Origin of the sequence: Parvibaculum lavamentivorans DS-1, from assembly GCF_000017565.1 — a bacterium.
Taxonomy (GTDB): Bacteria; Pseudomonadota; Alphaproteobacteria; order Parvibaculales; family Parvibaculaceae; genus Parvibaculum; species Parvibaculum lavamentivorans.
The window spans coordinates 2,320,121-2,342,941 of record NC_009719.1 but is presented as its reverse complement, the minus strand read 5'-3'; the positions used below and the strand labels follow the sequence as shown (position 1 = coordinate 2,342,941).

At 63.4% G+C, this 22,821-nt stretch carries 24 protein-coding genes and 1 riboswitch; of the genes, 12 read left to right on the top strand and 12 right to left on the bottom strand.

Annotated features, from left to right (window positions below; genetic code table 11):
- Position 1 precedes the first annotated feature (1 nt).
- The 5 genes from PLAV_RS19355 (at position 2) to PLAV_RS10920 (ending at position 4,528) form a co-directional block, all read left to right on the top strand.
- Positions 2 to 349, top strand: a complete 348-nt coding sequence (locus tag PLAV_RS19355; protein WP_143710207.1) for a helix-turn-helix transcriptional regulator — start codon at positions 2 to 4, stop codon at positions 347 to 349.
- Entirely contained in the window at positions 346 to 1,695 is a 1,350-nt protein-coding gene (locus tag PLAV_RS10935) for a HipA domain-containing protein (protein WP_012111079.1), read from the top strand. The genes PLAV_RS19355 and PLAV_RS10935 overlap by 4 nt, the downstream gene beginning before the upstream one ends.
- A 205-nt stretch (positions 1,696 to 1,900) precedes the next feature.
- A complete protein-coding gene (gene rpoH / locus PLAV_RS10930; protein WP_143710206.1) occupies positions 1,901 to 2,887 on the top strand; it encodes an RNA polymerase sigma factor RpoH in 987 nt (328 codons plus the stop codon).
- Between the two features lie 84 nt (positions 2,888 to 2,971).
- Positions 2,972 to 4,105, top strand: a complete 1,134-nt coding sequence (locus tag PLAV_RS10925; RefSeq protein ID WP_168713194.1) for an AI-2E family transporter — start codon at positions 2,972 to 2,974, stop codon at positions 4,103 to 4,105.
- 75 nt (positions 4,106 to 4,180) lie between these two features.
- Positions 4,181 to 4,528 (top strand): hypothetical protein, encoded by a 348-nt coding sequence (locus tag PLAV_RS10920; RefSeq protein ID WP_012111076.1) that lies wholly within the window; start codon positions 4,181 to 4,183, stop codon positions 4,526 to 4,528.
- Here PLAV_RS10920 and msrA read toward each other — a convergent pair.
- From msrA to PLAV_RS10900, 4 genes are all read right to left on the bottom strand, one after another.
- Positions 4,525 to 5,181: a peptide-methionine (S)-S-oxide reductase MsrA gene (gene msrA, locus PLAV_RS10915; protein ID WP_012111075.1), complete on the bottom strand. Its 657-nt coding sequence runs from the start codon at positions 5,179 to 5,181 to the stop codon at positions 4,525 to 4,527. The genes PLAV_RS10920 and msrA overlap by 4 nt on opposite strands.
- Positions 5,182 to 5,266: 85 nt before the next feature.
- Entirely contained in the window at positions 5,267 to 5,683 is a 417-nt protein-coding gene (locus tag PLAV_RS10910) for a nuclear transport factor 2 family protein (protein ID WP_012111074.1), read from the bottom strand.
- 89 nt (positions 5,684 to 5,772) lie between these two features.
- Positions 5,773 to 7,329 (bottom strand): phospholipase D family protein, encoded by a 1,557-nt coding sequence (locus tag PLAV_RS10905; RefSeq protein ID WP_012111073.1) that lies wholly within the window; start codon positions 7,327 to 7,329, stop codon positions 5,773 to 5,775.
- A gap of 75 nt (positions 7,330 to 7,404) precedes the next feature.
- On the bottom strand, positions 7,405 to 8,577 hold the full coding sequence (locus PLAV_RS10900) for a hypothetical protein (protein WP_012111072.1): 1,173 nt from the start codon (positions 8,575 to 8,577) through the stop codon (positions 7,405 to 7,407).
- 158 nt (positions 8,578 to 8,735) lie between these two features.
- Here PLAV_RS10900 and PLAV_RS10895 point away from each other — a divergent pair, with 158 nt between their 5' ends.
- Positions 8,736 to 10,481 (top strand): N-acyl-D-amino-acid deacylase family protein, encoded by a 1,746-nt coding sequence (locus PLAV_RS10895; RefSeq protein ID WP_012111071.1) that lies wholly within the window; start codon positions 8,736 to 8,738, stop codon positions 10,479 to 10,481.
- Positions 10,482 to 10,621: 140 nt separating this feature from the next.
- On the opposite strand, the gene PLAV_RS10890 is transcribed toward PLAV_RS10895, so the two are convergent.
- From PLAV_RS10890 to PLAV_RS10875, 4 genes are all read right to left on the bottom strand, one after another.
- Positions 10,622 to 11,152 carry a mismatch-specific DNA-glycosylase gene (locus PLAV_RS10890; RefSeq protein ID WP_012111070.1) on the bottom strand — a complete coding sequence of 177 codons (531 nt, stop codon included), beginning with the start codon at positions 11,150 to 11,152 and terminating at the stop codon, positions 10,622 to 10,624.
- A complete protein-coding gene (locus PLAV_RS10885) occupies positions 11,152 to 11,526 on the bottom strand; it encodes a bleomycin resistance protein (RefSeq protein WP_012111069.1) in 375 nt (124 codons plus the stop codon). The genes PLAV_RS10890 and PLAV_RS10885 overlap by 1 nt, the downstream gene beginning before the upstream one ends.
- A 328-nt stretch (positions 11,527 to 11,854) precedes the next feature.
- Positions 11,855 to 13,726, bottom strand: a complete 1,872-nt coding sequence (thiC, locus tag PLAV_RS10880) for a phosphomethylpyrimidine synthase ThiC (RefSeq protein ID WP_012111068.1) — start codon at positions 13,724 to 13,726, stop codon at positions 11,855 to 11,857.
- Between the two features lie 3 nt (positions 13,727 to 13,729).
- Entirely contained in the window at positions 13,730 to 14,104 is a 375-nt protein-coding gene (locus tag PLAV_RS10875; protein ID WP_012111067.1) for a hypothetical protein, read from the bottom strand.
- 53 nt (positions 14,105 to 14,157) lie between these two features.
- Positions 14,158 to 14,270: riboswitch (TPP riboswitch) on the bottom strand.
- Positions 14,271 to 14,333: 63 nt separating this feature from the next.
- Here PLAV_RS10875 and PLAV_RS10870 point away from each other — a divergent pair.
- The 3 genes from PLAV_RS10870 (at position 14,334) to PLAV_RS10860 (ending at position 16,376) form a co-directional block, all read left to right on the top strand.
- Positions 14,334 to 15,398, top strand: a complete 1,065-nt coding sequence (locus tag PLAV_RS10870; protein ID WP_012111066.1) for an NAD(P)H-dependent flavin oxidoreductase — start codon at positions 14,334 to 14,336, stop codon at positions 15,396 to 15,398.
- Between the two features lie 24 nt (positions 15,399 to 15,422).
- Positions 15,423 to 15,839, top strand: coding sequence for an MAPEG family protein (locus PLAV_RS10865; RefSeq protein WP_012111065.1), 417 nt, complete (start codon positions 15,423 to 15,425; stop codon positions 15,837 to 15,839).
- 135 nt (positions 15,840 to 15,974) lie between these two features.
- Positions 15,975 to 16,376 (top strand): MAPEG family protein, encoded by a 402-nt coding sequence (locus tag PLAV_RS10860; RefSeq protein ID WP_012111064.1) that lies wholly within the window; start codon positions 15,975 to 15,977, stop codon positions 16,374 to 16,376.
- A gap of 73 nt (positions 16,377 to 16,449) precedes the next feature.
- Here the strand turns inward: PLAV_RS10860 and PLAV_RS10855 are convergent, their stop codons facing one another.
- On the bottom strand, positions 16,450 to 17,742 hold the full coding sequence (locus PLAV_RS10855) for an adenylosuccinate synthase (RefSeq protein WP_012111063.1): 1,293 nt from the start codon (positions 17,740 to 17,742) through the stop codon (positions 16,450 to 16,452).
- Positions 17,743 to 17,989: 247 nt separating this feature from the next.
- On the opposite strand from PLAV_RS10855, the gene PLAV_RS10845 reads away from it, so the two are divergent.
- The 3 genes from PLAV_RS10845 to PLAV_RS10835 are packed head-to-tail and all read left to right on the top strand — an operon-like array spanning position 17,990 to position 19,981.
- On the top strand, positions 17,990 to 18,907 hold the full coding sequence (locus PLAV_RS10845; protein ID WP_012111062.1) for a pirin family protein: 918 nt from the start codon (positions 17,990 to 17,992) through the stop codon (positions 18,905 to 18,907).
- Between the two features lie 10 nt (positions 18,908 to 18,917).
- On the top strand, positions 18,918 to 19,307 hold the full coding sequence (locus PLAV_RS10840) for an OsmC family protein (RefSeq protein ID WP_012111061.1): 390 nt from the start codon (positions 18,918 to 18,920) through the stop codon (positions 19,305 to 19,307).
- A gap of 14 nt (positions 19,308 to 19,321) precedes the next feature.
- Positions 19,322 to 19,981: a pentapeptide repeat-containing protein gene (locus PLAV_RS10835; RefSeq protein ID WP_143710205.1), complete on the top strand. Its 660-nt coding sequence runs from the start codon at positions 19,322 to 19,324 to the stop codon at positions 19,979 to 19,981.
- Between the two features lies 1 nt (position 19,982).
- Here the strand turns inward: PLAV_RS10835 and PLAV_RS10830 are convergent, their stop codons facing one another.
- The 3 genes from PLAV_RS10830 to serA form a co-directional block, all read right to left on the bottom strand.
- On the bottom strand, positions 19,983 to 20,480 hold the full coding sequence (locus PLAV_RS10830; protein ID WP_012111059.1) for a PAS domain-containing protein: 498 nt from the start codon (positions 20,478 to 20,480) through the stop codon (positions 19,983 to 19,985).
- Between the two features lie 90 nt (positions 20,481 to 20,570).
- A complete protein-coding gene (locus PLAV_RS10825) occupies positions 20,571 to 21,059 on the bottom strand; it encodes a PAS domain-containing protein (protein WP_012111058.1) in 489 nt (162 codons plus the stop codon).
- Positions 21,060 to 21,188: 129 nt separating this feature from the next.
- On the bottom strand, positions 21,189 to 22,766 hold the full coding sequence (gene serA / locus PLAV_RS10820; RefSeq protein ID WP_012111057.1) for a phosphoglycerate dehydrogenase: 1,578 nt from the start codon (positions 22,764 to 22,766) through the stop codon (positions 21,189 to 21,191).
- Positions 22,767 to 22,821: the final 55 nt, after the last annotated feature.

Below are 22,821 nucleotides of genomic sequence, written 5' to 3'. Positions count from 1 at the left end.
CATGACAAGCCGCGGCAGGAAGACCGGGAGAGCAGGATTGCTGGACGACCTCGCCGTTACAAGCGTGGCGACCGCCTCCCCCGCCCCCTTGGCCGAACTCCTGGCCCCGCTGGCAACGTCCACAAGCCCGAAGCCCGAAACCCCAATCCAGTCGTTCAGGAATCTTGGCGATCTCGTCAGAACCGCCCGCATCACCAAAGACCTCTCCCAGCAAGAACTGGCCGACATGGCGGGTGTGGGCCGGCGTTTCGTGTCGGAACTGGAAAACGGCAAGGCGACGCTCGAAATAGGACGTGTACTGAAGGTGTGTCAGGCGCTCGGCGTCGACCTTGTGGCGCGCAAGCGATGAGTGCCGCACAGCCCGACATTCTGGACGTGCGCTTGGAAGCCGCCGACATTCCACTCGGGCATCTGGCGCGCAAGGATGGCGGCTGCCGCTTCGCTTATACGCCAGACTATCTCGCGCGCACCGACGCCATGCCGCTCTCGTTGTCCCTGCCGCTGCGCGAGGAACCTTACGGCGATGTCGAGTCACGCGCCTTTTTCGACAACCTGCTACAGGAAAACGATCAGCTTCAGCAGACGATGGACCGCGAACGTATCGCCCGCGACGACATTGTCGGCCTGCTGAGTTTTGTCGGCGGCGACTGCGCGGGCGCGATCAGTTGCCTGCCGCCGGGAAGCGGCCCGGTCAAGGTTCCGGGTAACCTCGCCACGGATTACGACGAACTGCCGCGCGAGGAACTCATCGATATCATGCGCCGCCTCGCAGACAAGTTGCCCTTACCGGACGCCATAAAAGACCCGTCGCCGGTTGCAGGCGTGCAGCGCAAGATCGCGCTGACAGAAATCGCGAAGGGCCGTTTCGGCCTGCCGAAGCCCGGCCTGCGCGTGCCGACGACGCATATATTGAAGGTGCCGGAGCGCCGACTGGCACGCGAAGTGTTGCTGGAAGCCGTTGCCACGCGACTGGCGCATGCCGTGGGGCTCGAGGTCGCCATACCGGCGGAATTCAAACTCGACGACGAAGCCGGCTTGTTGAGCTTGCGCTTCGACCGCCGCATCGACGTCAATAGCGTGACGCGCATCCACCAGGAAGATTTCTGTCAGGCATTGGGCCTGCCTGCTCGCCTCAAATATGAGCGCAACGGAACGGCAGAATTGCGCTTCGCGGCCACCGCCGTTTCAGACCTGCTCGGCCGCACCGCCGCGCCGGCAAGAGACAAGCGCAGCTTCATGGTGTCGGCGTTTTTCAATCTCGCGATCGGCAATAACGACAATCACGCGAAGAACCATGCGCTGCTTTACGACACGGGGCCTATACCGCGCCTTGCGCCGCTTTACGACCTGCAACCCGTGCGGCTGACCGGGCGCTATACCGACGAGCTGGCCTTCAGGATCGGCGCCGCCGACCGCTTCGACACGGTGACGGCGGGCGACATCGCCGCTTTCATGGCGGCTTTCGGGCCGGGCACGGCGACGGCGCAGCGGCGCTTCATCGAGGGTGAAGTCGGGCCGATGCTGGCGGAGCTGGACAGGCAGACGGCTGTGCTGCCTTCGCATGGATTGAAGGATTTCGACGATCTGATCGGCCGCGAAATCTCGCAGCTTGCGGACCTGCTTGGGCTCAAGCTGGCGACCAGGGAGCGGGACTATTTCACGGAAAAGGGCGGCGGCTGGGGACAATTGAGCTGAGCCCGCCCCCCTTTTCCCCGCCCCATTCCTCCCCATATACGCTCTCGGCCGGACCTTTTTTGCCTTGGGGGCTGTCAGGTTCGGAACATCGTTCGCGGCGGGGACGTTCAAGCTTTTTGCCGCATTCACGCGTTTGATAATCCGACGTATTATGTCGGGTATTGGACCGATGGGCCCGGGGACCGGGCCGGATCAGGGGTTTGCCATGGCCGAGGCCAAGACAGAGAAAACAGCAGGCAAGGCCGCCGAAAAGGCGCCCAAGGCGCCGAGGGCGCTGGTGAAGGCGCCGGGGACGCGGCTCGCGCCCGCGCCTAACCCGGAGGGCTCGCTGTCGCGCTACCTGCAGGAAATCCGCAAGTTTCCGATGCTGGAGCCGCAGGAGGAATACATGCTCGCCAAACGCTGGCGGGAGCATGAGGACACCGAGGCGGCGCACCAGCTTGTGACGTCGCATCTCCGCCTCGTGGCGAAGATCGCCATGGGCTATCGCGGCTATGGGCTGCCGATCGGCGAGGTGATCTCGGAAGGCAATGTGGGCCTGATGCAGGCGGTGAAGCGCTTCGAGCCGGAGCGCGGCTTCCGGCTTGCGACCTATGCCATGTGGTGGATCCGCGCCTCGATCCAGGAATATATCCTGCGGTCATGGTCGCTCGTGAAAATGGGCACGACCGCGGCGCAGAAGAAGCTCTTCTTCAATCTCCGCAAGGTGAAGGGCCAGATCCAGGCGATCGAGGAAGGCGACCTCCACCCCGAACAGGTGAAGGTGATTTCCGACCGGCTCGGCGTGACCGAGGACGAGGTGATCTCGATGAACCGGCGGCTTTCCGGCCCCGACAATTCGCTGAACGCACCCTTGCGGCAGGACTCGGAAGGCGGCGAGTGGCAGGACTGGCTGGTGGACGACACCGCCGATCAGGAAGCGACGCTGGGCGAGGCCGAGGAGCTGGACCAGCGCCGCGAAATGCTGGCCGCCGCCATGGCGACGCTGAACGAGCGCGAGATGCACATTCTGACGGAGCGCAGGCTGAAGGACGAGCCGGCGACGCTGGAAGACCTCAGCCAGGAATATGGCATCAGCCGAGAGCGCGTGCGCCAGATCGAGGTGCGCGCCTTCGAGAAGCTGCAGAAAGCCATGAAAAACGCCATGCGCGCCGATGCGGACGCAAGGCGGGACGCGCTGGCCGGCGTGTGAGCCAGCGAAGGAACCAAGGAAGAGGCCGCCCGTTATTATGGTGCGGCCTTTTTCATGGCCGCCTTTCAATGCGGGGGAGCCAGAGTGCCGGAGACTGACGCCGAACGCGGCACGGAAGCGGCGGGCGGATTCACGCCGGGACGCCGCGCGCGCATCATGCGGGCGGAAACGGCGCTGGCGATCCTCGCCGTGCTCGCCATCCTCTATACGGCCTATCTCGCGCAGAACCTCGTCGCGCCGATTACGGCGGCGGTGGTCGGCAGTTTCATCTTCATGCCGCTGATGCGGGCGGCGCCCTTGCGCTTCCTGCCCGACGCGCTTTCCGCCTCGATCATCGTGGCGACACTGATCGGCGCGCTGGCGGGATCGGTCTATCTTCTGGCGGAACCGGCGGCCGAATGGACGGCGCGTATTCCCGCCGCAATCGAGGAGTTCGAGGAGAAGTCGCGCGAGCTCTCCGAGCCGATGGCGGCGATGCGGCGCGCCTCGAAGCAGGTCGAGGAAATGACGCGGGCGGACGATGCACCGCGCGAGGTCGTGGTGCGGGACGAAGGGCTTGTCGCGCAGGCGATGGAAGTGGCCGGGCAGAAGGGCGCCTCGATCCTCATCTTCATCGTGCTGCTCTATTTCCTGCTGGCGACCGGCGAACTCCTGCGCGACCGCATCATCCGCTCGGCCAAGCGGCTGACCGACAAGGAGCGCGCGCGGCGCATCCTCAGAAGCATCGAGCGCGAAATCTCGACCTATCTGTTCTCGATCAGCCTCATCAATGCGGGGCTCGGCGTCGCCATCGGCCTTTCCATGTGGGCAATCGGGCTGCCCAACGCGCTGCTCTGGGGCTTCGCCGCCGCGCTCTTGAACTTCATTCCCTATGCGGGCGCGCTGGCCGGCATGGCGCTGACGGGCTTCGTCGCCTTCATGACCTTCGACAGCGTCGGCCATGCCCTGCTCGCGCCCGCCGCCTATTTCCTCTGCAACCTCATCGAGTCGCAATTCGTGACGCCGTCGGTGCTCGGCCGGCGGCATACGCTGAACGCGGCGGTGGTCTTCATCTCCATCGTCTTCTGGGGCTGGATGTGGGGCGTCATCGGCGCGGTGCTGGCGGTGCCGATCCTCGTCATCCTCAACACCTGCTTCGCGCAGGTGGAAGGCCTGCGGAAATTCTCGCTCTTCATCGACGGCAGCGCCAAGCCAAACGGCCCGACGCTGCCGGATTAAGCCCCGCGGGTAAGCCCGGTCCGCGCTGACGCCGCACTTCCCTGTGCTAATCTTCCCCGCAAGGGGGAACATCCGATGGTCGAGAATGCTGATTACGAGGCCGCCTGGGCTGACATGCGCCGAAGAAGGCTCATTCTTCTGGCGGTCTTCGCAGGATATCTGCCCGGTGTCGTACTGCTTTCCCTAATTGCGACGGCAGTTCTCAATGCCTTCGGAGCAGCGCTGGGCGAGAACCTCTTCTTCGTCATCGGCATCTCATGGATGGGCGCATTTCTCGCCGTCGGTATCTGGTATTCCTGGTTTCGTTGCCCTCGTTGCAACAATCAGTTCTTCATGACGTGGTGGTGCGGCAACCCACTCGCGAGAAAATGCCTGCATTGCGGCCTGCCGCGCGGCGCGCCCTCGCCAACGTCCACCCGCTAGGCCGCGTTGACGCCGGTGCCTATCGGGCACGAAACGCCGGTGCCGCCGAGGCCGCAATAGCCGGCGGGGTTTTTCGCGAGATATTGCTGGTGGTAGTCCTCGGCGAAATAGAATTCCGGCGCGTCGAGGATTTCCGTCGTGATGACGTCATAGCCCTGCTTGCGGAGCTCGGCCTCATAGGCGGCCCGGGAGCTTTCCGCGGCTTCGCGCTGGGCGGGGCTCGTCACATAGATGCCGGAGCGGTATTGCGTGCCGACATCATTGCCCTGGCGCATGCCTTGCGTCGGGTTGTGGCTTTCCCAGAAGGTCTTCAGCAGCGCCTCGTAGCTCACCTTCTTCGGATCGTAGACGACGAGCACGACTTCGTTGTGGCCGGTGCGCCCGGAACAGACTTCCTCATAGGTGGGGTTCGGCGAATAGCCGCCGGCATAGCCCACCGCCGTCACATGGACGCCGGGCAACTCCCAGAATTTCCGTTCCGCGCCCCAGAAGCAGCCAAGGCCGAAGATCGCCGTTTCGCTGCCTTCGGGATAGGGGCCCTTGAGGTCCGCGCCGTTGACGAAATGGCGCGACGCGGTCGGGATCGCGAAATCGCGGCCGGGAAGCGCCTCGCCGGGCGCGGGCATTTCGGTCTTCTTGCGGAGATTGAACATGGGGGACGCCTCCCATTGTTGGGGGTTTGACCCAGTATATGGGGATTGCCGCCCGCCCGCAAAAGGCGCCGGGACCGGGGCGGGATCACGAAACCGCGAGAAGCCGGTCGATCAGCGGCTGGTCGGCATCGTGGAGCCAGCATTCGCGCAAGAGCCCGTCCGCGATCCGGTAGACGAGCACGCGCTCGACATCGGCGATGAGCGCGCCATTGTCGAAATGCTCGCGCGCGATCACGACGGCACGCTCCTGCCCGGCCATGACGTCGAGGATCGCGACCAGCTTGCGGCCGGTGCGCTTGCTGAACTCGGCAAGCGCCGCGAGCGCGGCCGGCTTTCCCGCATGCGTGCCGGCAAGCGAATGGGCGCCGCCGTAGTGGAGCGTGAAATCGTCGTGATAGCAGGCGACAATCGCCGCGAGGTCGCCTTTCTCCCATGCCTCGGCATAACGCCGGACGACGGCGAGGTTGGCGGCTGCAAGATTGGCGGCTTCATCGTTGGACATTGCGGACCTCGTTGCGAGACCCGGATTTGACCCGGACAGCGGCGCGGCACCAAGAGCCAATATCGCGATCGGCACGGGCCGGCATCGCCTTACAGCAGGTGGTCGATGGGCAGGACATAGCCGAGCCAGACGGGAATCCGTTCGACGAAGCTCGTCTCCGGCTCGGTGTCGAGGCGGAGCGGCGGCGTCTCGGTCTCGTCCAGCCAGACGATACCCCCCTCCCCGTCCCCGACCACCCGCCAGCTGTTCTCCGGCGCGAGATCGACCTCGATGGCCCCGGCGACGCGCGAGGCGAGCTTGGGGCTTTCGATCAGGATGCCGATTTCGGAGTTGTAGTCGATGGAGCGGGGATCGAGATTGAAGGAGCCGACCAACACATAGCGGCGGTCGAAGACGATGGTCTTCGAGTGGAGCGTGGTCTTTTCCGGCGTGAGGCCGATGCCGGGCATGTTCCTGCTGTTATCCGGGCGGGGCTTCAGCTCGTAAAGCGCGACGCCGTTCCCCATAAACTTCTTCCTGTCGCGCACGAAACCGTAATGGACGAGCGCGGAATCATGCGAGGCGAGCGAATTGGTCTGAAGGATGGTGCGCACGCCGCGCGCCTGCGCATCGGCAAGCACCGCGGCACGGGGCTCCGTCATCATCACATAGGGGTTCTGGATCAGGACTTCCCGCTCCGCCGAGGCGATATGAGAGAGCATCGCGGTTTCGATCTGCTGACCGGGCGGCACGGCGATATCCTGAAAGACGGGACCGGGCGCGGTGAGCACGAGCGACGCGGGCGCCCAGACGAAACGCTTCTCCAGCGCGATATATTTTTCCGCCAGCTCCATGACCTCGAGGCGGCGCGGCAACGGAAAGGCCTCCATGTCATAGGCGAAAATCTCGTTCCAGACAGTGGCGAAGCTGAAGGGAATGGTCTCGTCTTCCACGAAATGCTCGACCGGAACGGCATAGGGACTGTTCCAGAAGGCATCGAAGCTCGCGGACACGTCCTTCGTCAGCGGACCGGCGATGACGACATCGAGGTCGAGGAAATAATGATCCCCGTCGAGCGCGAAATAAGTGTCGTTCACATTGCGCCCGCCGACGATGGCGACGGTATTGTCGACCGCGATGATCTTGTTGTGCATGCGCTGATTGAGGCGCGGAAAGTCGATCAGCAATTCGCCGTAGCGCAGATAACGCGGCCAGAAGGAGGTGCGGAAGGCATTGTAGATGCGCACGTCGATATTGGGATGATTGACGATCTGCTTCAGCGGCTCGGAGTCATTGTCGACCAGATAGCCATCGACCAGCGCGCGGACATGGACGCCACGCTCCGCCGCGCGAAAGAGCGCCTCGCTGATGGCGCGGCCGCTGCCGTCGAAATCCCAGATGTAATATTGAAGATCGATAGTGCGCGCCGCCGATTCGATGGCGAGAAGGCGCGTCTCATAGGCGTCGAGCCCGCCTTCGAGGAAGAAGAAGCCGGAATGGCCCCGGGCGGCTTCCTCCGGCGGCACCAGCGCATGCCAGAGCGCGGTCTCCTCCGGCTTGGCCAGCGCGGCACCGGGCGCAAGCGACGGGTCTTGCCGCACGGAAGCGCAGGCGGCAAGTAGCAGAGAAAGCCCGAAAATGAGCGGCAGAAAGCCGGGACGCGTCATCCATTCCCCCAAGTAACTCCCGCGCTGCCCCGCGCGGTTCCCTTCACATAACGCCTGGAACCGAGGATGGCTCCATCAGCGTTTGGCCAATCCGCTCGGGACGGTGCGTTCAGAAACACGGGATCGTTCAAGCCACGCTTCAATGGCTGCCTTCACTTCGGCATCCGAGGCAAAGGCCCTCTCCGCCAGACTGTCGCTGGAGCGAACGATCTCGAAGCTGCCGGAAATATCATGGAGATGAAAACGCCTGTCGCAGATCGAACGCTCAGGCTGTTTGAGGCATGTGTCTCTGCGGGCAGGGACGCCGGACAGATGTAGGGAAACCTTGGCGCCAGGCGGTGCGGTACGAAACCCAAGCTCCCGAGCCAGAAGAGCAATGTTCGCCGTACGCACGCATTCGGCCAACCGCGTTGTCAGAACCGGATGAACGTTGGCATAGGTAACGCCGCGGAAGCGATAATAACCATCGCCGACACACACCATATCGCCGGCAAGGAGCCTTCCCTGCAAACTCTCGAGGGCAGCTTGTTTCTCTGCCGGTGTCGCGTGTTCGACGATAGCAACGACCGGCCAGACGATACTTTTCAACGGGCCGTGATGTGGCATCAGCGCGATTGAGAAGGGCAGCCAGACGAGAACGGCGCCCAGCAATGCGACCCTTCCTGCCGAAGGAAGAAGGCGCTTCGTCGCTCCAACGAAAAGCATGGCGGCATAGGGGACAACGGCAAGGGACAAAGCAAACGCCCCAAGAGGCGAAGACGTGAGAAAAGCGCTTTTCGGTTCGACTAAGGCAAGCAGGTAGTAGAGCATCGGAGTAGCCAGATGCACCAAAGCGATCTTATAGCGGTGGCCGTGAAATTCAGGGTGAAGCCAAAATTGCGCGAGCGCGGCTGGGAGCCCGATCAGCAGAAAGGCTATAGGGACGAACCAGAAGGGCCCGCCCTCGCCTGCGATAAACACCAGATAGAAACCCGGAATGATACTCAGCGCGGCGCCTACGACACCAAAAAGGACCACGGAGCCCCATTGCACATCCTCGTCCTCTCTGGCGGCTCCCGAAAGGAGCAACAACGCCAGCCACAGAATCAGAAGAAAAACAAAGAAAGTCTGCGGAAGGCCAAGGGTGACCCGTACCACCGACTGCGCTTCAATCTGCGCAAGCTCCACTCGCCCTAGACCGAACAGCGCCACGACACAGAGAAAAAACACCGCCCATAGAAGCCGGTCCCTCAGCGTGGCAGTCTCCATTTTTCAGCTCCCGAAGTGCAGCGGAAGCAGCATGACACGAAAGCAACGTTAAGGCGGTATGAACGGAGATTTGTCCAGCCTTTCCGCCCGCCTTGCCCTTGGCTCGCACGCCGGGCAAACTGCCCGAAAGAACAGGAAATTCAGGGAGAATTGGCATCATGGCCGAGCATGATCTCGTGATCCGGGGCGGCACCATTGTCGACGGGACGGGCGCGAAGCCTTTTACCGGCGATGTGGCCATTGATGGCGGCAAGATTTCGGCGGTGGGCAAGGTGGAAGGCACGGGCCGCCGCGAGATCGATGCGCAGGGGCTGCTCGTCACGCCGGGCTTCGTCGACATCCACACCCATTACGATGCGCAGGCGACATGGGACCCCTGGCTCACGCCGTCCTCGCAGCATGGCGTGACGACCGTCGTCATGGGGAATTGCGGCGTCGGTTTCGCGCCGGTGAAGCCGGAGGCGCGGAGCGAACTCATCGACCTCATGGAAGCGGTGGAGGACATTCCGGGCGCGGCGATGCACGAGGGCATCAAATGGGAATGGGAAAGCTTCCCGGAATTTCTCGATGCGCTGGACAAGCGCCGCTATGCCGCCGATATCGGCACGCAGATGCCGCATTGCGCGCTGCGCGTCTATGTGATGGGCGCGCGCGGCATCGACAATGAACCGGCGACGGCGGACGACATCAGACAAATGCGCGACCTCACCTATGAGGCGATGAAGGCGGGCGCGCTCGGCTTCTCGACCTCGCGGACCGACCTCCACAACACGCTGAAGGGCGACCCGGTGCCCGGCACACTGGCGGCGAATGACGAGCTTTTCGGCATCGCCGATGCGCTGAAGGAACACGGGTCCGGCGTTTTCCAGATCGCGGCGACGCATCGCGAGATGGAACAGGAATTCGACTGGATGTTGAAAATGGCGAAGGAGACCGGCCGCATGGTCACCTTCCAGGTGCAGCAGATCGATGAGGCGCCGGACCTTTATAAAAAGATGCTGGCGCATCTCGACCGGGCGCGCGCCGAAGGCGTGACCAATATTCGCGGCCAGCATTCGGGACGGCCGGTCGGCCTGCTGATGGGCTGGCAGACCTCCGTGCATCCCTTTATCGGCTTCCCGGAATACCGGCCTTACGCGCAGATGCCTTTCGCGGAGCGAATCGAGAAGCTGAAGGACCCGAAGGTGCGCGCAGAAATCACCGGCGGGAAGAATGTCGACAAGCTCGGCGCTTTCGGCACTTTCATCACGACGTCATTTCACAAGATGTATCCGATGGGCGCGCGCGAGAATTACGAGCCTTCGCCGGATGACAGCGTGGCCGCCGTGGCAAGGCGCGAGGGCAAGACGCCCACCGAACTCGCCTATGACGCGATGATGATGAATGACGGGCAGGCGATGCTTTATTTTCCGCTGTTCGGCTATTCGACCAACGACTACACGGCGATCGAGGAAACGCTGCGCCACCCGCAGACCGGCCTCAGCCTTGCCGATGGCGGCGCCCATGTCGGCGCGATCTGCGACGGCGGCACGCCGACCTTCATGCTGACGCATTGGGCGCGGGACCGGACAAGGGGGCCGAAGCTGCCCATCGAGGAGATCATCCGCATCCAGACGAAGGACACGGCGGAACAATACGGGCTTTACGACCGGGGCGTGCTTGCGCCCGGCATGAAGGCCGATCTGAACGTGATCGACTTCGAGAACCTTTCCTTCACCCATCCCGAAATGCGCTTCGACCTGCCGGCGGGCGGCCGACGCCTCTGGCAGGGCGCGAAGGGCTACCGCGCGACGGTGCTTTCCGGTGTCATCGTGGCGGAGAATGACGAGCCGACGGGGGAACTGCCGGGGCGGCTCATTCGCGGGGTGCAGGGGAAGGCGCGCGCGGAGAGCGCGGCGGCTTAAGCCCCAAAAATAAATCCGTCATTGCGAGCGACCGTAAGGGAGCGAAGCAATCCAGGGCCGCAACGCATGAGCTGCCGCCCCTGGATTGCTTCGTCGCGCCTGCGGCGCTCCTCGCAATGACGAAGTTGGCGTGACGTCTTCTAACTCTTCGCTCTTCCGAGAAACCGGGCAAGCCCTGCCCACGGCTCGATGCTCCAGCTTCGCCGCGCGGCGCCGGAGGGGGACGAGAGCACGAAGACTTCCGGGAAGCCGGGGCGGCGCGGCTGGTGGCCGTGGAGAAGGCGGCCTGTCGGCACGCCCATCCATACGCTCGCGGCCTTCTTCGAAGTGAAGGCGACGGCGCGCGGGCGGCAGCGCAGGATTTCCTTTTCAAAACGCTCGACCTCGAACAGTGCCGGGTCGATCTCGTGATCCATGCCGGAGGCGCGCTTCGCCATGTCGGTGAAGCCGATGCCGAGATGGATGAGTTCGGCATATTCATGCGGCTGGTAGAGGCGCGGCGTGATGCCGGTCTCAAAAAGTGCCGGCCAGAACCGGTTGCCGGGATGGGCGTAATAGGCGCCGAGGGCGGCGGAACGGCGCGACGGCGCCGTGCCGACAAAGACGACATCGAGGCCGGGCACGAGAACATCCGGCAACTTCTCGCCGCGCGTGTTTCGCCGGAAAGCCATTACGCTTCGTCTGCTGACATGCCGAATTTCAGCAGATTGCCATGCGGATCCCAGACATAGAATTCCTTCATGCCCCAGGGACGCACGGCGAAATCCGAAATGCGCTCGCCGTCTATCGGGGCCTTGCCGATGCCCTTCCGCGCATATTCCTCGTAGAGCGCGGGCACCTGCCCGCCCCTTATGTAGCAGGAGGTGCCTTCGGGATAGATGCGGTCATTGGCGAGCCAGAAATGGATTTCCATCTCGTCGCGGCGCGCGATCATGTAGTCGCCGAAGAGTTCAACTTTGAAGCCGAGTTTCTCTTCGTAGAAGAGTTTCGACTGCGCGAGATCGAGCGAGGCGAGGACGGGAATGGCGCGTGCGGGATCGGTCATGGGAGGCTGCGGTTTGTGGCGGGTGCGGAGAGTTTAGACGATCTGTTTTTGGCTATGAAGGTTTTGTCATCCGCCCATGGGCCCCGGCGGTTCCCGGCTTTCGCCGGGACAGGCGCCGGGGTGACATCTGTTTTTTTTGCGGGCATAACAACAACCCCGTCACCCCCGGGCTTGACCCGGGGGTCCAGGGTGAGGGACGGGAGTGTTGGCGTCGTTTGCAGAGACAGGAAGAGTCTTTCTTGACGCCGCTAACGCGGCTTCTGGATTGCCGGCCTCCTTGATTATTAAGGAGGGCCCGGCAATGACAGAGAAGAGAGGGGAAAACGCCCTACTCCGCCGCCTTGCCGCCCAGCGCCCTGTTCGATGCCTTCACCGCCGCGTCCGCTTCTTCGAGATAAATCTCGCCGCCGGAATTGCGGAATTCGGACGCCATGTCGGCCATGCCGCTTTCCGCATAGTCACGGACTTCCTGCGTGATTTTCATCGAGCAGAATTTCGGGCCGCACATGGAGCAGAAATGCGCGACCTTGTGCGCTTCCTTCGGCAGCGTGCGGTCGTGGAACTCTTTCGCGCGTTCGGGGTCGAGCGCGAGGTTGAACTGGTCCTCCCAGCGGAACTCGAACCGCGCGCGCGAAAGCGCGTCGTCGCGAAGCTGCGCGGCCGGGTGGCCCTTGGCGAGGTCCGCCGCATGCGCCGCGATCTTGTAGGTGATGACGCCTTCCTTCACGTCCGCCCTGTCCGGCAGGCCGAGATGTTCCTTCGGCGTGACGTAGCAGAGCATGGCGCAGCCGAACCAGCCGATCATGGCCGCGCCGATGCCGGACGTGATGTGGTCGTAGCCCGGCGCGATGTCGGTGGTGAGCGGCCCGAGCGTATAGAAGGGCGCGCCGCCGCAATGCTTCAGCTGCTTGTCCATGTTGACCTTGATCTTGTGCATCGGCACATGACCGGGGCCTTCGATCATCACCTGGCAGCCCTTGGCCCACGCGATCTGCGTGAGCTCGCCCAGCGTTTCGAGTTCGGCAAATTGCGCCTCGTCATTCGCGTCCGCGATGGAGCCGGGACGCAAACCGTCGCCCAGCGAGAACGACACATCGTATTGGCGCATGATGTCGCAGATTTCCTCGAAGTGGGTGTAGAGGAAACTCTCCTTGTGATGCGCGAGGCACCACTTCGCCATGATGGAGCCGCCGCGCGAGACAATGCCCGTCACGCGCTTCGCCGTGAGCGGCACATAGGCGAGGCGGACACCCGCATGGATGGTGAAATAATCGACGCCCTGCTCCGCCTGCTCGATCAGCGTGTCGCGGTAGACCTCCCAGGTGAGGTTCTCGGCGATGCCGTCGACCTTTTCCAGCGCCTGATAGATCGGCACTGTGCCGATGGGCACCGGCGAATTGCGGATGATCCATTCGCGCGTGTTGTGGATGTTGCGGCCGGTCGAGAGGTCCATGACATTGTCGGCGCCCCAGCGGATCGCCCAGACCATCTTGTCGACTTCTTCCGCGACCGACGAGGCGACGGCGGAGTTGCCGATATTCGCATTGATCTTCACGAGGAAATTGCGGCCGATGATCATCGGCTCGAGTTCCGGGTGATTGATATTGGACGGAATGATGGCGCGGCCCGCGGCGACTTCATCGCGCACGAATTCCGGCGTGATGAATTCCGGAATATCGGCGCCGAAGCTCTCGCCTTCCGCGATCCTGTGTGCGGCATTGGCGGCGGCCTGCTTGCGGCCCATATTCTCGCGCTCGGCGATATAGGCCATTTCGGCGGTGACGATGCCGGCCTTCGCGAATTCATATTGCGTGACCGGATGGCCGGGGAGACCGCGGCGCGGAAGGTTCCGGACGGGGAAGGCGCGGGCGAGATGTTTTTCGCCGACATTGCCATTGTCTTCCGGCTTCACATCGCGGCCTTCGTATAGCTCCGTGCCGCCGCGCGCTTCGAGCCAGGCCTCGCGGGTGCGCGGCAGGCCCCGTTCGAGATCGATTTGCGCTGTCGGGTCCGTGTAGGGCCCCGACGTATCATAGACGCGCACCGGCGGCTCCTTGGCGGAAGGATGCAGCGCGATTTCGCGGAAGGGGACTTTCAGACCGGGAAAGCCTTCCGGCGCGGTGAAGATTTTCGTGCTGGCGGGAAGCGGGCCCGTGGTGACGGTGAGGGCTTCATCCTTGCGGGGGGTGTGGACGTTCATGAATTACTCCTTGGCGCCTTTGAGCGCGACGGCGGCGACGAGGCCGGCAAGCGCCGTCGCGAAGGCGATGCCGATGATCGTTGTCAGAAAATCGAAGGGGATGTTGGTCGCGGCGGCGGCAGCCTCCGTCGGCTCGACGAGCTTGCCGAAGAAGCTCGGATAAAGCATGCCGGCGGTGGCGCCCCAGGCGCCCGCGAAGGCGGCGCGGCGCGCCACCGTGTCCCGCGCCATCAGGACGGCGGTGACGACGAGCGGAATGCCGATGAAGAAATCGTCGGCGACGAACAGGAAGGGCCGGCCCATGCCCCAGCTTCGGATCGTCTCGCCGATCATCAGCGAGGCACCGAGGAGCCCCGCAATCCAGCGCCAGAAAATCATCGCTCCCTCCCCGTGAATGGCGGATCGCGACGGAGAAAGGGCGGGATGTGAAATGACGACAAGCTTCCCGTCCCTTCGCCGGCATGACCCGGATCAGGTTCTAAGGGTGGTGGGCCCGCGTCAGGACCATCTCAGCCGGCTGCAGCCGGCCCCCCTCGGAATGGAGCGAGTGTGACTCCTCGCGCGTTTGAGGTAAAGGGTTAGCGGGGCCAAATCAGGGAGAGACGACATGGACAAGATCGCTGCGCTGACCGGGCTTCTGGGTATCGACCTGCCGATCCTGCTGGCGCCCATGGCGGGCGCCTCGACACCGGAACTGGCGGCCTCCGTGTCGAATGCGGGCGGGCTCGGCGCGCTCGGCACCGCGATGATGAAGCTCGAACAGGTGCGCCAGGAGACGGCGGCGCTGCGCCAGCTCACCAATCAGAGCTTCAACCTCAATTTTTTCGTCCATGACGAGCCGAAGCTCGATGGCTATGACGCGGGGCCCATGCAGCAGGCGCTGGCGCCTTTCTATGCGGAGCTTGGCCTCGGCGATGTGCCCGCGCCTTCCGTGCCGGCGCCCGCTTTCAACGAGGAGATGCTGGAACTGCTGCTGGAGCTTCGGCCACGCGTGGCGAGCTTCCATTTCGGCTTGCCCGCGCGGGAGATCGTGGAGCGGCTGAAGGAGGCGGGCATGGCCGTGCTCGGCAGCGCGACGACGGCGGCGGAAGCGCGCGCGCTCGAAAGCGGCGGCGCCGACGCCATCATCGCTCAGGGCCACGAGGCGGGCGGACATCGCGGCACGTTTCTCGATCATGTCGATCTCGGAACGGTGGGCACCATGGCGCTGGTGCCGCAGGTCGTGGACGCGGTGAATGTGCCGGTGATCGCGGCAGGCGGCATCGGCGACGCGCGGGGGATCGCGGCGGCCTTCATGCTGGGCGCGGCCGGCGTGCAGCTCGGCACGGCCTATCTCGCCTGCCCGGAAGCGAATGTGCATCCCGTGCATAGGAAGGCGCTTTCCGAAGCATCCGACCATTCGACCGTGGTGACGAAAATATTCTCCGGCCGCCCGGCCCGCGCCATCCGCAACCGGCTGACGGAAGACATGCATGCGCATGAGCGCGACGCCGCGCCCTTCCCGGCGCAGCGGCCGATGGTCGCGCAACTGACGACCGCGAGCGCAAAGGCGAACCGCGCGGAACTGATGCAACTCTGGTCCGGGCAGGCAGCGCGGCTGTCGAAGGCGGAGCCGGCAGCGGAGAAGACCGTGCGGCTGATGAAAGAGGCGTATAGATTGATGGGACGGTAGGACAAAGCAATTGGGGGAACGCCGATGACCGTCGAAATCGCGATGCTGTTCTGGGCCGCCGTGCTGGGGCTCGTGCAGGTGGGCGCGCAGAGCTTTGCCTACAAGGCGCAGGAAGGGAATTCCTATACCGTGGGCGCGCGGGACGAGCATCGGCCTGCAGCCGGCCTTGCCGGGCGCATGGAGCGCGCGCTCCGCAACTTCTTCGAAACTTTTCCGATCTTCGCGGCGGTTATCCTTGCCGTCTATGCCACCGAACGCTCGAACCAATGGAGCGAGATCGGCGCGCAGGTCTATTTCTGGGGGCGGCTTGCCTATGTACCGGCCTATGCAGTCGGCCTGCCCTGGATCAGAACCTTCATCTGGCAGATCGCGACCATCGGCATCGTGCTTTGCATGGTACCGCTGTTCGACAAGGCGCTGCTGACCGTGCTGACGGAATAACCCCGCCCGAAGGAATGGCAGGGGCGTGAGTGAGGATTGATTCGTTTCCGTCCACGGATGAAGTTCCGGATGCGCGGAGGCCCGAATCGGGCCTAATCTCTTTCCCGGTGGCAAACAACCGGGAGGGAACATCCCATGACTATGGAACTCTGGTCGCTCGTCTGGGGCGGCGTACTTCTCTTTATATTGATCTTGCTTTCAGCCAATGCCAACGTCTCGGCAATGGGCATGGGCTGGGGCATCGGTAACCGCGACGTCCCCGCGACGACGACCGGATGGGGCGCCCGCGCACGCCGCGCCTACATCAACCATCTCGAAAACCTGCTGATCTATGCCTCGATCGCGATACCGGCGCATCTCGTCGGCGTCAGCACGGAGCTCAGCATCCTCGGCGCACAGATTTTCATCATCGCGCGCATCCTCTACGCCATCGTCTATGTGGCGGGATGGACCGTGGCGGGCATCCGCACCATCTGCTGGCTCGGCGGCGTGATCGGCTACGCGCTGATCTTCATCGCGTTGCTGCAGAACACCTGACAGAGCGTATACGGATAAAAGAAGGGCGCCGGAATTTCTCCCGGCGCCCTTTTTGTTTGTAATGATGACCGCCTCAATCCTCGAACGGATCCTTCATCAGGATCGTGTCGTCACGCTCCGGCGAGGTCGAGAGTAGTGCAACGGGGGCTTCGATCAGCTCTTCCACGTAGCGCACATATTTGACGGCCGCCGCTGGCAGTTGCGCCCATGAGCGCGCGCCCTGGGTGCTGTCTTTCCACCCTTCAAGCGTTTCGTAGATCGGCGTGACCTTTGCCTGCGCGTCCATGCCTGCGGGCAAATGATCGACCAGCTTGCCGTCGATCTCGTAACTCGTGCAGACCTTGATCTCGTCGAAACCGTCCAGCACGTCGAGCTTCGTGAGCGCGATGCCGGTGATGCCGCCGGTCTTGATCGCCTGACGGACCATGACGGCGTCGAACCAGCCGCAGCGGCGCTTGCGGCCAGTGACCGTGCCGAACTCATGGCCGCGCTCGCCGAGGCGCTGGCCGACTTCATCGGTAAGCTCGGTCGGGAACGGGCCCTCGCCGACACGCGTCGTATAGGCCTTGGTGATGCCGAGCACGAAACCGATGGCGCCCGGACCGACGCCGGAGCCGCCCGCCGCCTGCCCCGCCACGGTGTTCGACGAGGTGACGAAGGGATAGGTGCCGTGATCGACGTCGAGCATGGTGCCCTGCGCACCCTCGAAAAGAATGCGCTGGCCCTTGCGCTTCGCCTCGTCGAGCACGTTCCAGACGGGGGCGACAAAGGGGAGCACGCGCGGCGCGATTTCCTTCAGCGCCTCGACGATGGGGCCGGCTTCCAGCTCCTCGAGGCGGTTGCCCCGGCGCAGCGCATTGTGATGCGCGAGCAGGCCCTCGACCTTGATGGTGAGTGTCGACGGATCGGCGAGGTCGATGACGCGGATGGCGCGGCGGCCGGCCTTGTCTTCATAGGCCGGGCCGATGCCGCGCTTGGTCGTGCCGATCTTGACGCCGGAATTCGCCCCTTCGCGCATCTCGTCCAGCTCGCGGTGAACCGGCAGGATGAGGACGGCGTTTTCCGCGATCTTGAGATTGTCCGGCGTGACGGCAACGCCCTTGGAGGCGATCTCGTCCACTTCCTTCGCGAAGGCCCAGGGATCGAGCACCACGCCATTGCCGAGGATCGACAGCTTGCCCTTGCGGACGATGCCGGAGGGCAGCAGCGACAGCTTGTAGGTGACGCCGTCGATGACGAGCGTATGGCCCGCATTGTGACCGCCCTGGAAGCGCACCACGACATCGGCGCGCTCCGACAGCCAATCCACGATCTTGCCCTTGCCCTCGTCTCCCCACTGGGAGCCGACTACCGCCACATTTGCCATATTATTCAAAGCCTTAGGAGGTGGATGCCCGCCCTGGCCCGCGCCTCACGCAGACCCCCAGACAAGCCGAAAGCCCCCTTGGCCTTTTGGGCCGGGGGCTTTGGCATTGTCTATCCGATCGGGAGGCCGATGGGAAGGGCTTTGGCCGGCTTCCACCTTGTTGGCGGGTCGGATATGACGGAATCTCACAAGAAGGACGGGGCGGCCTGCGCCATTATCCAGACAGTGTAACAGAAGGAGCGTTCCCATGAGCTGGCTGCCCGATAAAGACCCCGTGGCGGGAGACCGCAAATCCTGCGAGGCGCTGGAGCTCGTGATCGTGCCCCGCGCCCGCGACATCGGAGATTTCGAGGTTCGGCGCGCGCTGCCGCATGGCAAGCGGCAGATGGTGGGGCCCTTCATCTTCTTCGACCAGATGGGCCCGGCGATACAAGCGCCGGGGCAAGGCATGGATGTGCGGCCGCATCCGCATATCGGCCTTGCGACCGTCACCTATCTTTTCGATGGCGCGATCATGCATCGGGACAGCGAGGGCAATGCGCTGGAAATCCTGCCCGGCGCCATGAACCTGATGACGGCGGGGCGCGGCATTGTGCATTCGGAGCGCACGCCCGACATCCAGCGGGCCAGCGGCCAGCGCGTTTCGGGAATCCAGAGCTGGGTGGCGCTGCCGAAGGCGCTGGAGGAGACAGCGCCGGGCTTCGAGCATTTCAGCGCCGACCGCCTGCCTGTGGTGGAGAGCGACGGCGTGACCGCACGGGTGATCGCGGGCGATGTATTCGGCAAACGCTCACCGGTGAAGACACTTTCCGACTGGTTCTATGCCGACGTGTCGCTGGAGGCGGGCAAGAGCGTGCCGCTCGACACCGACTACGAGGAACGCGCGGTCTATGTGGCCGAAGGCGCGGTGACGATCGCTGGCGAGACCTTCGAAGCATCGCAAATGCTGATTTTCCGCCCCGGCGACAGGATTACCGTGACGGCGGCTCAGCCCTCGCGCATCATGCTGCTCGGCGGCGCGGCCATGGAAGGCTCGCGCTACATCTGGTGGAATTTCGTCTCGTCGAGCCGCGAAAGGCTGGAACAGGCGAAGGAAGACTGGGCGCAGGGACGCTTCAAACCGGTGCCCGGCGAAACGGAATTTGTTCCCCTGCCCGAGCGTTGAGGAGAAGAGTATGGCGACGAGCGTTCACCTGACGAGCACAAGCGGCGTCTTCCAGGAGATCGAAGCGCGGCAGCACAGGATGACAGCGGACGAGCCGACGAATAATCACGGAACCGACAAGGGACCGGCGCCCTACGAACTGCTGCTGGCGTCTCTTGCCGCCTGTTCCTCGGCGACGTTGCGCATGTATTCCGACCGCAAGGGCTTCGCGCTCGGCACGATCACGGCGGACCTTGCATTCAAGCGCGACAGGGACGGCAATGAGAGCATCGAGCGCGTCATCTCCTTCAGCGAGAAGCCGACGGAAGAACAGATGGAACGGATCCGGGACATCATCGAAAAGACGCCGGTGACGAAGACGCTGAAACGCGGCACACCCATCACCACCCGCTTCGAGTGAACGGATTGAACAAATTGACCAGGTTGAAGTCCATCCTGCCTGTGTTGCTGGCGGCGGCGATTGGCCCGCTGGCACCTGCAATGGCGGAACCCACGGCCGCCGTGCAGGCGCTGCGCGATGAAATCGTCGCCACGCAATACAAGTCGATCATCAATTGCGAGGGGTGCAACCTCGCCGGTGCGAATTTCGACGGGCAGTTCCTGCGCCTCGCCGCCCTTCAAGACTCGGACATGCGGGGCGCGAGCTTTCGCGGCGTCGACATGACGGGGGTTCACTTCAATCGCGCGAAGCTGGACGGCGCGAATTTCGCGGGTGCCAACATGGCGGGCGCTGTATTGCTGGGCGCGAGCCTGCGCGGGGCGGACCTTTCCGACACAAGGCTCGATGCCGTACGCGTGCATGATGCGGATTTCACCGGCGCGAACCTGCAACGCGCCAATCTGCGCATGCTCGAATATGTGAAGAACCTGACCTTTGCGGACGCGGATGCGCGCGGCGCGAATTTCCGCCATGCCTTTCTCGGTCGCGTGGACTTCACCGGCACCGACCTTCGTGGCGCGGACTTCACCCGCGCCACCGGTCTCAAAAACGAGCAACTGGCGCGTGCCTGTGGCGACGAAACGACAATATTGCCGCCTGACCTGACGATCCCGAAATGCGGCGACGGCAGCTAGATCAGGCCGCCAGCGGAAAGACAGCGCACCGCATGTCGGCAGCCGCTTCGGCGGCGACGAAATAGCTCGCGCCCCGCAATATCTTTATGACGGCGCCTGTTTCGTCGATCAGCGGCATTTCCACCGCCTCCATGCCCAGCCAGTTTCGCGTGTGCCAGTCGAGACGGGAAAGCCGCCTGAAGGGACGCACCTCATCGACGATCAGCCTTAACCCGTCAAATATGCGGGACGCCCCGTCGCCATAGAGGCCCTCATCGACCCATTGGCCGGTGGCGTCGCGGCCAACCCTGTCGACGATTTCAGTGCCGACAAGACGATGCTGAAAGCCCAGCGGCTCGCGGCGCACATCGAGAAGATTGAGGATCGGCAGAAAAGGTTTTATTTCCGCCGGATCGAGGTCCCGCCGCATCGGCGCGACAAGATCGCCTTTCTTTTTCAGCCAATAGGCATAAAGCCGCTCCAGCCGAACGTCGTGAAAGCCTGCGCTTTCCAAATCCATTTTGCCCCCCGGCATTTCTGCTACTCAACGGGAGAAGTGTCACGTTCGGATGGTTAAGAGAGTGTTACCAGCGGAGAGCATACGCAAACGCTAGACGCCGATGGGCCAGCTCATGCGGCGGGCAACGCCCCAATCGGCGCCGACCGTGAAGTGACTTGCCCCCCGCAGGATCATGTTGACCCGGCCATCTTCATCGAGGAGCGGCATTTCAAGGGATTCCATGGCGATCCAGGGCCGGTCATGCCAATCGAGCCGCGCCAGCCGGCGATAGGGCCGCACTTCCCACGCGACCGCGGCGAGGCCATCGAAGACTTCATTGGTGGCAGGGCCATAGAGCGTCTCGTCCACCCATTTCCCCGTTACGTCGCGCCCCACCCTGTCAACGATCTCCGCGCCGACAAGCCGGTGGCAGAAACCGAGAGGATCCCGGTGAACGTCTATGAGGTGGATGATGGATACTAGCGGACCAAGCTCCATCGGCTTGATGTTGGAGCGGGCGGGCGCCGGGCGGTTTCCCCTCTTGCCACGCCAATACTCCAAAAGACGCGCGAGACGCGCGTCCCTGAACAGGTCTTCCATATCCACCCCCCGGGACGCCAACAATACTGACAATCTAGAGCCAGATGGCACCCGGGCGCGAGAGGCCACGGGATAATAAAAACGGCGGGCCCGAAGACCCGCCGTTGCTGTTTCCGGTTATACGGAGAATCAGAAGCTCAGCGCCTTCACCTGCACGACATGCGGCAGGGCCTGGATTTCGGCGAGCGTCGCGGCAGGCACATCGGCATCGACCTCGATGAGGCAGATGGCATCGCCACCGGCCTTCTCGCGGCCGAGATTGAAGTTGGCGATGTTGATACCCGCCTTGCCGAGCGTCGAACCGAGCGCACCGATGAAGCCCGGCTTGTCGAGGTTCGTCACATAGAGCATGTGCCGCCCGAGAGCTGCTTCCATGTTCACGCTCTTGATCTGGATGAGGCGCGGGAGGCCACCCGAGAACACCGTGCCGGCAACCGAACGTTCCTGACGCTCCGTCTTCACGATGAGACGGATATAGGTTTCGTAGGCGCCCTGCTGCTCGCGCTTCACTTCCGAGACCTTGATATTGCGGTCCTTGGCGATGACGGGAGCGGACACCATGTTGACGTCCTCGAGCTGCGGCTTGAGGAGCCCGGTAAGAGCGGCATTGGTGAGCACGCGGGTATTCATTTCCGCGACGTCGCCTGCATATTCGATGGTGACTTCGGAAATGCCGCTTTCCGTGAGCTGGCCGGCGAAGGAGCCGAGCTGCTGCGCAAGCGTGAGGAAGGGTGTGAGCTTCGGCGCTTCTTCCGCCGAGACGGCGGGCACGTTGATCGAATTGGTGACGGCGCCGGTGAGGAGGTAATCCGCCATCTGCTCGGCGACCTGCAACGCGACATTTTCCTGCGCTTCATTGGTGGAGGCGCCGAGATGCGGCGTGCAGATGACCTGGTCCATGCCGAAGAGCGGGTTCGACTTCGCGGGCTCTTCCTCGAACACGTCGAGCGCCGCGCCCGCGACATGGCCGCTTTCAATGGCCGCCTTGAGATCGGATTCGACGATGAGACCGCCGCGCGCGCAATTGACGATGCGGACGCCCTTCTTGCACTTGGCGAGGTTTTCCGCGTTGAGAATATTGCGCGTCTTGTCGGTGAGCGGCGTGTGGAGGGTAATGAAGTCGGCACGCTTGAGGAGGTCTTCAAGCTCGACCTTCTCCACACCCATATCCTGCGCGCGCTCCGGCGTGAGGAAGGGGTCGAAGGCGATGACTTTCATGCGCAGGCCAATGCCGCGATCGGCCACGATGGAGCCGATATTGCCGCAGCCGATGATGCCGAGCACCTTGCCGGTGACTTCGACGCCCATGAATTTCGACTTTTCCCACTTGCCTGCATGGGTCGAGGCATTCGCCTGCGGAATGTCGCGGGCGAGCGCGAACATCATGGCGATCGCATGTTCGGCGGTCGTGATCGAATTGCCGAAAGGTGTGTTCATGACGATAACGCCGGCGGCGGTGGCGGCCGGAAGATCGACATTGTCCACGCCGATGCCGGCGCGGCCAACGACCTTCAGCTTCTTCGCGGCGGCGAGAACCGGCGGCGTGACCTTGGTGGCCGAGCGGATGGCGAGGCCATCATAATCGCCGATGATCTTGATGAGTTCGTCGCGGTCGAGACCGGTCTTCACATCTACTTCAAGACCGCGATCCTTGAAGATCTGCACGGCGGCGGGGGAAAGCTGATCGGAAATCAGAACCTTGGGCATAAGAGCCTCCTGGTTGAGCGGGTGCCTGACCCGCAAGCGATGCTTGCAAGGTCAG

Bases quoted from the DNA above. Each gene is read 5' to 3' on its own strand.
- PLAV_RS19355 (WP_143710207.1), top strand. From the start codon at position 2: ATGACAAGCCGCGGCAGGAAGACCGGGAGAGCAGGATTGCTGGACGAC.
- PLAV_RS10935 (WP_012111079.1), top strand. From the start codon at position 346: ATGAGTGCCGCACAGCCCGACATTCTGGACGTGCGCTTGGAAGCCGCC.
- rpoH (WP_143710206.1), top strand. From the start codon at position 1,901: ATGGCCGAGGCCAAGACAGAGAAAACAGCAGGCAAGGCCGCCGAAAAG.
- PLAV_RS10920 (WP_012111076.1), top strand. From the start codon at position 4,181: ATGGTCGAGAATGCTGATTACGAGGCCGCCTGGGCTGACATGCGCCGA.
- msrA (WP_012111075.1), bottom strand. From the start codon at position 5,181: ATGTTCAATCTCCGCAAGAAGACCGAAATGCCCGCGCCCGGCGAGGCG.
- PLAV_RS10910 (WP_012111074.1), bottom strand. From the start codon at position 5,683: ATGTCCAACGATGAAGCCGCCAATCTTGCAGCCGCCAACCTCGCCGTC.
- PLAV_RS10905 (WP_012111073.1), bottom strand. From the start codon at position 7,329: ATGACGCGTCCCGGCTTTCTGCCGCTCATTTTCGGGCTTTCTCTGCTA.
- PLAV_RS10900 (WP_012111072.1), bottom strand. From the start codon at position 8,577: ATGGAGACTGCCACGCTGAGGGACCGGCTTCTATGGGCGGTGTTTTTT.
- PLAV_RS10895 (WP_012111071.1), top strand. From the start codon at position 8,736: ATGGCCGAGCATGATCTCGTGATCCGGGGCGGCACCATTGTCGACGGG.
- PLAV_RS10890 (WP_012111070.1), bottom strand. From the start codon at position 11,152: ATGGCTTTCCGGCGAAACACGCGCGGCGAGAAGTTGCCGGATGTTCTC.
- PLAV_RS10885 (WP_012111069.1), bottom strand. From the start codon at position 11,526: ATGACCGATCCCGCACGCGCCATTCCCGTCCTCGCCTCGCTCGATCTC.
- thiC (WP_012111068.1), bottom strand. From the start codon at position 13,726: ATGAACGTCCACACCCCCCGCAAGGATGAAGCCCTCACCGTCACCACG.
- PLAV_RS10875 (WP_012111067.1), bottom strand. From the start codon at position 14,104: ATGATTTTCTGGCGCTGGATTGCGGGGCTCCTCGGTGCCTCGCTGATG.
- PLAV_RS10870 (WP_012111066.1), top strand. From the start codon at position 14,334: ATGGACAAGATCGCTGCGCTGACCGGGCTTCTGGGTATCGACCTGCCG.
- PLAV_RS10865 (WP_012111065.1), top strand. From the start codon at position 15,423: ATGACCGTCGAAATCGCGATGCTGTTCTGGGCCGCCGTGCTGGGGCTC.
- PLAV_RS10860 (WP_012111064.1), top strand. From the start codon at position 15,975: ATGACTATGGAACTCTGGTCGCTCGTCTGGGGCGGCGTACTTCTCTTT.
- PLAV_RS10855 (WP_012111063.1), bottom strand. From the start codon at position 17,742: ATGGCAAATGTGGCGGTAGTCGGCTCCCAGTGGGGAGACGAGGGCAAG.
- PLAV_RS10845 (WP_012111062.1), top strand. From the start codon at position 17,990: ATGAGCTGGCTGCCCGATAAAGACCCCGTGGCGGGAGACCGCAAATCC.
- PLAV_RS10840 (WP_012111061.1), top strand. From the start codon at position 18,918: ATGGCGACGAGCGTTCACCTGACGAGCACAAGCGGCGTCTTCCAGGAG.
- PLAV_RS10830 (WP_012111059.1), bottom strand. From the start codon at position 20,480: ATGGATTTGGAAAGCGCAGGCTTTCACGACGTTCGGCTGGAGCGGCTT.
- PLAV_RS10825 (WP_012111058.1), bottom strand. From the start codon at position 21,059: ATGGAAGACCTGTTCAGGGACGCGCGTCTCGCGCGTCTTTTGGAGTAT.
- serA (WP_012111057.1), bottom strand. From the start codon at position 22,766: ATGCCCAAGGTTCTGATTTCCGATCAGCTTTCCCCCGCCGCCGTGCAG.